Raw genomic sequence first — 11,199 nt, 5'->3', positions numbered from 1 at the left:
GGCTTTCATTGTACTGAAATATTATACTTTTTTTTCAAGAATAATATCAAAATAATCGGCTGCCCCATAACCTGAAATAGCAGGAGCAAATATTTGAACTAGTTTCCATCCTTGCTGCGAATACTTTTCAATAATTTCTTTATAATCTTCTTTAGGCTTTCCTTTCCATCGGTTTACTTCTACTTTTATGAACTTATATTCATACATGGCTGATAATCCTCCGGAAGTTTATTGGAATTGTTACCTTGTTTTTCGATTATGATAAACTTGAATCCATAAATAGAGCGCGCAGCCTATCAATAGTATTGGAAATTGCCACCCTGTATTTCCGTTTTTAAAATAATCTATTAATGACCATATCAGTAAAGCGATAGTATAAAAACTAAATGCTATTCTGGCGGCTATGCCCGATTGGTGTTTTTGCATCTCATCCATTTTTTTCATAAGAACCGCTCCCTTAATTTTTTTTGACAGTATAGTTGAAAACTTTGTCTATTCCCATATTTAATGCGTGAGCTATAGAAAAAGCCAGACTTAAAGTCGGGTCATATTTATTATTCTCAATTGCATTGATGGTTTGCCTGGTAACATTGCAGAGCTTAGCCAGATCATTTTGTGAAATATTAGCTGCTGTTCTAAATTTTTTTATATTGTTATCCACTAAAACCCTCCTTAAAGTATTTTTGGTTTTATTTTAAATTTTCAAATTTATATATATTTATTTTAAATAACATATGTATATATGTCAAATACTTTTTACATATTTGAATTTTAGGGTATAGTTTTTGTTTTTGCAAATTTGATGATTAAGTTGTTTATAAAACAAAGGCTTGCAGTATAACCCTGCAAGCCTAAAAGTAATAATTATTTAAATCATAGCTCTTTGTGCTACTTCGAATTGGTGTGAAGGTGTATTTGTCATATCTGCTGTTATAAAAACCGAGGTTACAGCTAAGCAAGTGAGTAAGACCTTATACTTCAGCTTCATAAAAAGTTACCCCCCCTTGAATATGCTGTCTTGCTTCTTCAACCTTTAAAAAGTATGTTGAAGCTTTTTTGTAATCTTCAAGTTTGTGATAATATTTGGCTGCATCAAGAGCAAAATCTTCTATATCTGCATACATCATCTTACTTTCTAAAAAGTCAAAACTCCGTTTCATTGCATCCTCATCAGGTCCGTTTATATACAAGGATTTCAAAAATTCGAACTCGTGTAAATAAACTGAATCTGCTGACTCTTCGGAACGGATAACACCTTTTTTATGATACTCGAGAGCTTTGTCGTATCTTTCTAATTTATAATGAATCTGTGTAATTAAAAAATATGCTTGGGGCAGAGAAGGGGTCATTTTAGCACTCTCAAAAACATCAATGGCTTTTTCAACATAAGTTATAGCTGCTTCATAGTCGTTCAGACTTTGTTTGCAAAGTGCGATGTTATACAGTGTCCTGCCCATTAATTGAGGCTGTTTTTCTGTTTCTGCTAAAGAAAAAGCCTTTTGAAAGTGAGTAATCGCCCGATCATATTGTTTTAAATCCAGGAAATTTGCTCCGAATAAGGATTGGCATTGAATGAGCCTGATATCGTATGACGACTGAACTTTATATATTTCATATGCCTGCCTTGCGTAATCGGTAGAAACATACGTTTGTTTCAAGTAATAGTAGACTTCAGACATCTTGAAAAAGTACTCTGCTTTATCAATAGTATCCTTTATAAATGAGAGTTTCGTCTCAGCCTTTTTAAAAAACTTTATAGCTGACAAATATTCCCTCTGATCTAACTCATACATCCCCCGGAAAAAATTAAAATAATAATCAAGCCGTCCAGTCAGCCGGGCCTGCTTCTTATCAATATCCGCAAGCAAATCCGATAGTCTCGGCTGTTCTTCAATCCGCTGTGATTCCAGCGGTTCGAGGTATTCGAGCATCAGGTTGTGGCGGAATTCCATGAGAGAATAGTACAGGTGAAGGTCCTGGTCATCTTCTATGCGTTCAAGTTCTTCTTTGATCTCTCTTCGCAAGTACTCGGCGTCCGGGATGCTGAACCTTCGGATGTACATGTACCATTCGTTGATTTTTTCTCCAACCGCTGAAGACGATAAAACACTCGCCACTTTTCCGAATCCCTCCCTTCCATGTTATGTATATGACATATTTTATCATTTTCATTCGGAAGGAAAGCGCAAAAATACCGCAATCTTTTTTCGTCAGACCGAATCAGCCCGCCATCCGTTCTGTAAAACAAACTTTTATCCTCCTTCAACTGTACAAGCAATTTCCCGGAGACACCGTAATCTATTTATTACTGCCGCATAGCATGGCAGTTACGTCTTCAGAAGGAAGTGAAGCAAATGAAAGAGAATGAGCTTGCCTTTAAAGAGAAGACCGACGGACAGCTGGAGAATTGTTTGTGCTTTTGTGAAGAAGAAATCAACCGTGAAGCGCCGTTTCGAGTGCCGGTTGAAATTCCGGAGGGGTTTGCCGTTGCGCCCGCTGAAGCTGAGGCGGCGGTTGTTTGGAATCCTGACCACCTCTCCTGTGTTCTTGAACCTTGCTTGATCCAAACAGACCCGTCACGTAATGATATCGGAGTCATCTATGCGGTTCGGCTGCAAGGAACAATCACACTCCTTGTCAGTGTATCTCCTGTACGTAATCAATATGGACAAGGGAACGGGGCTGTTTCTGTACTTCACGCAACGGATATCGATCAGGTCGTTTATTATACGGAGAAGGCTGATGATTGCCCGGATCTGAGCCAAGTGACCATAAAAAATATCGCAGTCGTTCCGCCGTTTTACGGGAGCCCTTTAAGCGTAACGGGAACGATCGTACTTGTACCTGACCCTGAGCCGGTTTACGCTTTTACATCGAATTCAAATGATCAGTCCGTTTCTGTCATTGATACCAATACCCATACAGTCGTGACAAAGATTTCTCTTCCTTATCAGCCTTATGGAATAGAGGTCACGCCAGATAAAGCGTACACGTTTGTATTGCATTATGATCACAATATGATTTCCGTGATTGATAACAGGACATTGATCGTTACCGCGTCTGTCCTGCTTGATCAGCAGCCGGAATCAATTGCATTTTTGCCTGAACATGAATTTGCTTATGTGCTCGCCGGCACCTCCATTTTTGTGGTTCGTCTCAGCACGCTGACCGTTGAAAGGTCAATAGTTATCGAAGGCAATCCCGCCAGCTTGGCGGTTGATCCCAATGGATTATATGCCTATGTGATTGATGTCTCCAGTGCCTCGGTTGTCAGAATCGATTTAAATACCGGGGATGTCACAGGAACAATACCGAGGGATCTGATCCTGCGCTCTATAGAAATCGATTCGCCGGAGCGATATGCCTATGTATTAGAACAAGAATTCTTTTTCAATTATATAAGCATCATTGACTTAGACACATTTACTATTGTCACGACAATAGAATTGGAGTATGAAGGGGAATATCGACTATTCACGGGCGGCTCAGAGGTGTATTTATTCGATGATTTCTCTCATAATGTATATGCTGTAAGCCCTAATGGTGCAGCTGTTTTAGGCCATTTATCTGAACCGGCTGTTGTGAGTGACCTTGCGTTTATCCCGAATGGCCAATATTTGTATACGACTCATTGGACTGAACAAACCATTACGGTGTATCACACTGAAGATTACTCTGTGGCAGCTGTTATTTCACTTGGCGTTTCACCGAATGAAATCGCGATTTGACTTAGGGTTTTCCCTTTTTGAATTGTATAAGCAGTGATTTCTGAAAAGGAAGTGAAGGTATGAAAAAGAACGAGCTTTCTTTTAAAGAAAAAGCAGAAATGTCACAAGAGGATTGTTTATGTTTTTGTGATGAAGAAGTCAGCCGTGAAGCGGTGTTTCAAGTGCCGTTTGAGGTTCCGGAGGGGTTTGTCGTTGATTCTGCTGAAGCTGTCGGGGCTGTCACTTGGAACTCGGACAATCTTTCCTGTGTCAGTGAACCTTGCTTAACTTGGACCGGGCCGGCGCCTGAGGATATTAGCATGAATTATGCGGTGCGGCTGCAAGGAACGGTTACGCTTCTTGTCAGTGTATCTCCCGTGCGTAATCAATATGGACAAGGGAATGGAGCTATTACCGTTATTCATACAGAAGCCATCGATCAAATCGTTTATTATTCCGCTCAGTCTGATGATTGTCCTGACTTCAGCCGCATCACAATAGAAGATATATTGGTTGTGCCGCCTTTTTACGGAAGTCCGCTGACGGTAACCGGAACGATTATTTTTGCCCCGAAACCGGAGCCCCGATCATACGTGTTTACTGCTAATCGTAACGACAGAACGGTTTCTGTGATTGATGCGGCATTAAATGCCGTTGTGAAAACCATTTCTTTCTCTGATGTTCCGACTGGTTTGGGCGTCACACGTGATAAAGCGTATACGTATGTCCTTCATGGGAATACCAACTTTGTCTCTGTCATTGATAATGAAACATTGACTGTTACACATACCATAACGCTCGGGGGCGCGCCCAGAAAAATTCAATTTGAATCAACCGGCGGGTCTGCATATATTCTGGCCTCCGGTTCCATCTATATGATTAACATTGCCTCTCAATCTATTACCAATGTGATACCGGTACCGGGCGGTGAGGATTTTGCGCTTGATCCTAACGGACAGTTCGCCTATACGACTAACCCGGGTTCCTGGTCAGTAGATAAATATGATGTGAATACCGGCCAGCTGACCGACAGAATGATCGACACGTTTGAATATCCGAGTTTGATTGAAACCCCGTTTGCCGGAGATTTTGCTTATGTGATGAATGGTGAATTATTTCCGAAAGGTGTAACTGAAATTGATTTATCAACGTTCAGCAGGGGTTCTGACTTTAACCGTTTTTTTGAAATTCTGAATGCAATCGTATTTTCTCCTGACAGCACCCGCGCTTATTTTCTGGAGCCATATTTCGATCCGTTTCTTACTGACAATTTGACTGTTGTCGATACAGCAAGGCAAAGAATTATTGAAAACGTGTCACTGCCGGGAGCTGTTGATCTGACAGTAACGCCGGACAATGATTATATCTATGCGGCCCAGCTTTATGCCAATACGGTGACCGTGTATCGTACGAGTGACTATACAGCTGTAACCGTAATCCCGGTCGGCGCGGGTCCGTCTGCCATTGCAATGTAGGCGGTTTTACAGGCGGAGAGAAGCTGAGCCGCGAGATGTATGTTTCATCCAAACATAGGGGCGTTAATATCGAAGATAAATGATTTCTCGTCCCTCTTTTTAACAGAAAGCTTTTTATAAGGTTTATCTTCAAAACCAAAATATCGAAGATAAATGATTTCTCGTCCCTCTTTTTAACAGAAAGCTTTTTATAAGGTTTATCTTCAAAACCAATCAGCAAAGATGGTAAGATAGGAGGAAGCGGTTGAACTTTTTCCCTTGAATGCTTATACTGTTCAGGTTAAGCGGGATGATGAAAAGGAAGTGTCAGCATGAGACAGGAGACACCAGTTGCCATTCATGTTCATTCATTCATTCAGAACGGCTCGGAGGAAGAGTCGGTTGAATTTACATCGGATGGATTCTATTACGTGAGAAACGGCAAAACTTATCTTACCTATCATGAAGAACACGATTTGGGCAAGATTAAAACAGTCGTCAAAATCACAGAAAAAGAGATTCTCGTAATGAGGTCGGGCGCCATTCAAATGAAACAGCGGTTCATACCCGGGGCTTCGACAATCACTCAATATAAACTGCCGTTCGGCCAAATGAAGCTGCAAACGGAAACGAAAGACATACACTCAGATGTCGGCGGTCCCCAGGGCTCCGTCAAGATGACATATACGATGACTGTAGGCGAAAACCAAGAACATGTACATAACATGACGATTCGATATAAGGAGGAAGCAAAGGCATGAATATTGCGGAACAAATGAAGGACGTGCTGAAGGAAGAAATTAAAGCGGCCGTCCTGAAAGCGGGACTGGCGGAAGAAAGCCAGATTCCAAACGTATTGTTAGAAACGCCGAAAGACAAAACCCACGGTGATTACTCAACAAATATGGCGATGCAGCTGGCAAGAATCGCAAAAAAAGCCCCGCGCCAAATCGCCGAGGAGCTTGTGGCTTCATTTGATAAGGGCAAGGCTTCCATTGAAAAGATGGATATCGCAGGCCCGGGCTTTATCAATTTCTACATGAATAACAGCTACTTAACGAAACTCATTCCGTCAGTGCTTGAACAAGGTGAAGCATACGGTGAGACAAATGTCGGAAAAGGCGAGAAAATTCAAGTCGAATTCGTGTCCGCCAACCCGACCGGAGACCTGCATTTAGGCCACGCGCGCGGAGCGGCAGTCGGTGATGCGCTTTGCAACGTGCTTTCAAAAGCGGGATATGACGTGAGCCGGGAATACTACATTAATGATGCGGGGAACCAGATCAACAATTTGGCGCTTTCAGTCGAAGTCCGTTATTTCGAAGCGCTCGGCCTTGAAAAGCAGATGCCTGAAGACGGCTACCGCGGCGAAGATATTATCGCAATCGGGAAACGCCTTGCTGAAGAATTCGGTGACCGGTTCGTCAATGAAGAGGAAAGCGAGCGCCTTGCGTTTTTCCGCGAATACGGCTTAAAGGTCGAACTTGATAAACTTCGCGCAGACTTGGAAAACTTCCGAGTGCCTTTTGACGTATGGTATTCTGAAACGTCACTGTACGAAAACGGAAAAATTGATCAAGCGCTTGAGACGCTTCGGAAAACGGGGCATGTCTATGAAGAGGACGGCGCGACTTGGTTCCGTTCGACAACATTCGGTGATGACAAAGACCGCGTGCTGATCAAAAAAGACGGCTCATACACGTATCTGCTGCCGGATATCGCTTATCATAAAGACAAGCTCGACCGCGGTTTTGACAAGCTGATCAATGTATGGGGCGCGGATCACCACGGCTATATTCCGCGTATGAAAGCGGCGATTGAAGCGCTCGGATATGAAAAAGGCACATTAGAAGTGGAAATCATTCAGCTCGTTCATTTATATAAAAACGGCGAGAAAATGAAAATGAGCAAACGTACGGGGAAAGCTGTCACGATGCGTGATCTGATCGAAGAAGTCGGCCTTGACGCTGTTCGTTATTTCTTCGCGATGCGCAGCGCCGACACACATATGGATTTTGATTTGGATCTTGCGGTATCGACGTCAAATGAAAACCCTGTGTATTATGCACAATACGCACACGCCCGTATTTGCAGCATGCTTCGCCAAGGGGAAGAGCAGGGACTTCAGCCGGCGGCGGATCTTGACTTCAGCCATATTCAATCAGAAAAAGAATATGACCTGCTGAAAACGATCGGCGGGTTCCCGGAGGCTGTGGCGGAAGCTGCGGAAAAACGCATCCCGCACCGCGTAACCAACTACATTTATGACTTGGCATCCGCTCTGCACAGCTTCTACAATGCAGAGAAAGTCATCGATCCTGAAAATAAAGAGAAAAGCCGCGCGCGCCTCGCTTTAATGAAGGCGACGCAAATTACGCTGAACAATGCGCTTCAGCTGATCGGTGTATCGGCTCCGGAAAAAATGTAATGATGATGAAAGGACAAAGTCTTCGGGCTTTGTCTTTTTTTGTATATAAAGCGTGTGATGTAATTCACAATCCTGTACACCGAGTTTTTGTATGATAAGACTGATATTGAATCAGTGAAAGGGGCAAGCCGAATGATCAATCGTCAACATATTCAATTATCGTTACAGTCATTAAGCTTAGTGGCAGGGTTTATGGTGTGGGTGCTGATTTCGTCGCTCATTTCCCAAATCACATTAGATATTCATTTAAGCAAAGGCGAGATTTCTTTGGTGACGGCGATTCCCGTTATCCTTGGGTCGCTTCTCCGCATTCCTTTAGGGTATTTAACGAACAGGTTTGGCGCGCGGCTGATGTTTATGATCAGCTTCATCCTGCTTCTGTTTCCTGTGTTTTGGATCAGTATCGCGGATTCTCTGTTTGATTTAATCGCAGGCGGTTTTTTCTTAGGGATCGGGGGAGCGGTATTCTCCATTGGAGTGACATCCCTTCCGAAATATTATCCGAAGGAAAAGCACGGTGCCGTCAATGGGATTTACGGGGCAGGAAACATCGGAACCGCCATTACCACATTTGCCGCGCCGGTTATCGCTCAAGCGGCAGGATGGAAAACAACTGTGCAAATGTATCTTGTTCTGCTGGCAGTTTTCGCATTGCTGCACGTATTGTTCGGCGACCGGCATGAGAAGAAAGTGAAGGTTTCTGTAAAAACTCAAATCAAAGCCGTTTACCGAAATCATGTGCTGTGGTTTTTGAGCCTGTTTTATTTTATTACGTTTGGCGCCTTTGTCGCCTTCACCATCTATCTGCCGAACTTTTTGGTTGAGCATTTTGGGCTGAACCCTGCGGATGCAGGGTTGCGGACGGCTGGCTTTATTGCGGTCTCTACGCTGCTCAGGCCTGTGGGAGGATTTCTTGCAGATAAAATGAACCCGCTCCGCATTTTGATGTTCGTTTTCGCGGGACTTACATTATCAGGAATTATCTTATCGTTCTCGCCGACGATCGGCCTTTATGCGTTTGGGTCATTAACAGTGGCAGTCTGCTCAGGTATAGGAAACGGAACCGTTTTTAAACTGGTGCCCTTCTATTTTTCAAAGCAAGCGGGGATTGCCAACGGTATTGTGTCTGCCATGGGCGGATTAGGCGGTTTTTTCCCACCGTTGATTTTGGCGAGTGTATTTCAGGCAACAGGCCAATACGCAATCGGTTTTATGGCGCTTTCGGAAGTTGCGTTAGCCAGCTTTGTCCTTGTCATATGGATGTATTGGCAGGAAAGAATGAAAACGCACACGGAGAGAAACAGTCAGAGCGTCAACTAACACTGGGGCATTCACAAGATTGTTAGTTTTTTCTCGATGGGTGCAAATCAATTCACGTTACAATAAACATACGCAACGTGACTTTCTTCGAGGTGAGCTCATGAATATTCTCTCTGTTCGACCATCTGATAGTGACCTTATTTCCAGCGAACTGCATGAATTGCTGGAATCGATCAGCACGAAAAGGAAAATGAAAAAACACACATATTTGTTTCAAGAAGGAATGGATGCAGAAGAGCTTTACCTGATTCAATCAGGACTCATTGAAATCGGCAAGCTGACGTCTGACGGAAAAGACCTGACGCTTAGAATCTGCCAAAAAAACGATATTGTCGGGGAACTGACACTGTTCACAGAAGAGCCGAGATATATGCTCAGTGCAAAAGTGTTAGAGGATGGCGAGGTGCTCGTCATTAATAAAAACAAGCTGGAAAAGGAATTAATCCAAAACGGTGCTTTGACTTTTGAATTTATGAAGTGGATGAGCACTCACCTCCGGAAAATCCAGTCCAAAATAAGGGATCTGCTTCTTCACGGCAAAAAGGGCGCGCTCTATTCCACCCTTATCCGCTTATCAAACAGCTACGGGGTGGAACGCAGCGACGGGATTCTGATTAACATTGTGCTGACAAATCAGGATTTGGCAAAGTTTTGTGCGGCGGCAAGGGAAAGCGTCAACCGCATGCTGGGAGACCTCCGTAAACAAGGGGTTATTTCGATAGACGAAACCGGAAAAATTATTTTGCACAAGCGGGACTATTTACGATGTGAGATCGAGTGTGAAAACTGCCCGCTGGAGATTTGCAATATTGACTGAAAAAACCAAGGATCGCCGGCGGTCCTTGGTTTTTTATCTTGTGATAAACATACACATGACGGCAAAAAAGAAGCAGGCATTCACGATTTCCATAATGCCGATCGTTTTCGCGGGCCAATCTCTCCCGTGAAAAAACCATGCCCGCAAACTGCTTGGGATAAAAGCGAGAAACGCCCATCCTGCTCCGAATAGAGCGGATAAAAAGGGGAGCAGCAGGTGATATCCCCATGACCAGTATGCAAATGCCCTGTTTTTTCTTTCACGAATCACCGATTTCACATAAAAGGAACTTCCGATAAAAAATAAAGCAGACTGCAAGAAAATAAACCAAGCCCAGCCGTCGAGGGTTCCCATCCCCAGCCAGCAGCTCGCAAGCCCGCCCGAACAAAAGAACAAGACACCCGCAATATCATTTAATAGTGCTCGTTCGTTTTTTCGGCGGGCAAAATACATATGGATGAGAAGCAGCGGCAATAAAGAAGCGCCAACCCAGATGAGCGGCGGCTTATGAAAGACTGGGATAATCAAAAAGCAGCAGGCCGGAAAACCGTAATAACATATCCACTTTTGATAGGGTTTGAGTTGTTTCTTTTTCAAGGCGAGCGTAACGGGATAAACCGCCAAGTATAGGAAAAGCCAGCCTAGGAAGAGCGGAATATGCCAGAGAACGGGACCGCCCTTGACCATGCCGAGTAAAAATGGAATCAGCAGCATCGCCCATGCGCCGTGCTGCTTCGGAATCAGCGCCTTCATCGAAATCCTCCTTTTCTATTTCATTATAAATACAGTCATCCTCCCGATAAGTGACATTCATCATACAAGCTGTGAAATATATCACTGCTGTACAGGCTCAATCGAGGTACACTAAAGCTATCCTTAGCACAGGAGGCTTTCCTATGAATCAGTGTGACTATTTATTATTCCTGAAACAACTTCCTATGTTTAATGAAGTGCCTCTATCCATTGTCGAAACCTTGCTGAAAAACGGGATGTTTATTCGCGGCTCATCTGATCAGTCTCCATCCTTTCTTCATTCACAATCCGTTTATATTGTTTTAAAAGGCAGTATCCGTTTTAAGGACAGCAGGCTCCCTGAAGGATCGCAAACCGTTGCGCTGTGGGAAAAAGGCGATGTGTTTCCGATTGATGAAAAAGGCGGGCTGTATCTATCGCCTTTTATCTCAGTCAATGCCACTTCAGACATTCTTATTCTCAATATCCCTTATTACATATTTAAAAAAATGATGTCTTACCATCCGCAGCTGCAAATGAATTTTTTGGCCATGCTTCAGCAAAACGTCTTTTGTTCCTATCAATTATTTTTGCGTTATCTGCATACATCACAGGATGAAAACGCCGAGCCCGGTTCTTAAAAAGAACCGGTTTTTTTGATCTTTGAATGAAAGGCGGCTAATGACTCAGACGTCCTGCCTGAACGCCGCCTTCATCACACCCTGTGAAAGTCCTTCCTTC

13 protein-coding genes are annotated in these 11,199 nt (G+C 43.4%); 7 read left to right on the top strand and 6 right to left on the bottom strand.

Annotation, left to right across the window (positions count from 1 at the left end; translation table 11 throughout):
• Positions 1-21 precede the first annotated feature (21 nt).
• The 5 genes from J7E26_RS03670 to J7E26_RS03655 form a co-directional block, all read right to left on the bottom strand.
• Positions 22-207, bottom strand: a complete 186-nt coding sequence (locus J7E26_RS03670) for a DUF4177 domain-containing protein (RefSeq protein WP_214799975.1) — start codon at positions 205-207, stop codon at positions 22-24.
• A gap of 33 nt (positions 208-240) precedes the next feature.
• Positions 241-444, bottom strand: a complete 204-nt coding sequence (locus J7E26_RS18180; RefSeq protein WP_015418440.1) for a hypothetical protein — start codon at positions 442-444, stop codon at positions 241-243.
• A gap of 13 nt (positions 445-457) precedes the next feature.
• Positions 458-661, bottom strand: coding sequence for a helix-turn-helix transcriptional regulator (locus J7E26_RS03665; protein WP_214799973.1), 204 nt, complete (start codon positions 659-661; stop codon positions 458-460).
• Between the two features lie 207 nt (positions 662-868).
• On the bottom strand, positions 869-988 hold the full coding sequence (locus J7E26_RS03660; protein ID WP_003151066.1) for a PhrC/PhrF family phosphatase-inhibitory pheromone: 120 nt from the start codon (positions 986-988) through the stop codon (positions 869-871).
• Positions 972-2,117, bottom strand: a complete 1,146-nt coding sequence (locus J7E26_RS03655) for a tetratricopeptide repeat protein (RefSeq protein ID WP_214799971.1) — start codon at positions 2,115-2,117, stop codon at positions 972-974. Before J7E26_RS03655 ends, J7E26_RS03660 begins: the two co-directional genes overlap by 17 nt.
• A gap of 237 nt (positions 2,118-2,354) precedes the next feature.
• Here J7E26_RS03655 and J7E26_RS03650 point away from each other — a divergent pair, with 237 nt between their 5' ends.
• The 6 genes from J7E26_RS03650 (at position 2,355) to fnr (ending at position 9,726) form a co-directional block, all read left to right on the top strand.
• Positions 2,355-3,728, top strand: coding sequence for a YncE family protein (locus J7E26_RS03650; protein WP_214799969.1), 1,374 nt, complete (start codon positions 2,355-2,357; stop codon positions 3,726-3,728).
• 59 nt (positions 3,729-3,787) lie between these two features.
• Positions 3,788-5,182: a YncE family protein gene (locus J7E26_RS03645; RefSeq protein ID WP_214799967.1), complete on the top strand. Its 1,395-nt coding sequence runs from the start codon at positions 3,788-3,790 to the stop codon at positions 5,180-5,182.
• Positions 5,183-5,493: 311 nt separating this feature from the next.
• Entirely contained in the window at positions 5,494-5,922 is a 429-nt protein-coding gene (locus J7E26_RS03640; protein ID WP_214799965.1) for a YwiB family protein, read from the top strand.
• Positions 5,919-7,589, top strand: a complete 1,671-nt coding sequence (gene argS / locus J7E26_RS03635) for an arginine--tRNA ligase (protein WP_214799963.1) — start codon at positions 5,919-5,921, stop codon at positions 7,587-7,589. The genes J7E26_RS03640 and argS overlap by 4 nt, the downstream gene beginning before the upstream one ends.
• 132 nt (positions 7,590-7,721) lie before the next feature.
• A complete protein-coding gene (gene narK / locus J7E26_RS03630) occupies positions 7,722-8,909 on the top strand; it encodes a nitrate/nitrite transporter (protein ID WP_214799961.1) in 1,188 nt (395 codons plus the stop codon).
• A gap of 100 nt (positions 8,910-9,009) precedes the next feature.
• On the top strand, positions 9,010-9,726 hold the full coding sequence (gene fnr, locus J7E26_RS03625) for a fumarate/nitrate reduction transcriptional regulator Fnr (protein WP_214799959.1): 717 nt from the start codon (positions 9,010-9,012) through the stop codon (positions 9,724-9,726).
• Positions 9,727-9,759: 33 nt separating this feature from the next.
• Here fnr and J7E26_RS03620 read toward each other — a convergent pair whose 3' ends face one another.
• A complete protein-coding gene (locus J7E26_RS03620) occupies positions 9,760-10,479 on the bottom strand; it encodes a YwiC-like family protein (protein WP_214799957.1) in 720 nt (239 codons plus the stop codon).
• Positions 10,480-10,622: 143 nt separating this feature from the next.
• On the opposite strand from J7E26_RS03620, the gene arfM reads away from it, so the two are divergent.
• Positions 10,623-11,099: a cyclic nucleotide-binding domain-containing protein gene (gene arfM, locus J7E26_RS03615; RefSeq protein ID WP_214799955.1), complete on the top strand. Its 477-nt coding sequence runs from the start codon at positions 10,623-10,625 to the stop codon at positions 11,097-11,099.
• Positions 11,100-11,199 lie beyond the last annotated feature (100 nt).

It is taken from the genome of Bacillus sp. ISL-51 (assembly GCF_018613535.1).
GTDB lineage: Bacteria > Bacillota > Bacilli > Bacillales > Bacillaceae > Bacillus.
This window is presented reverse-complemented; position numbering and strand designations above follow the sequence as displayed.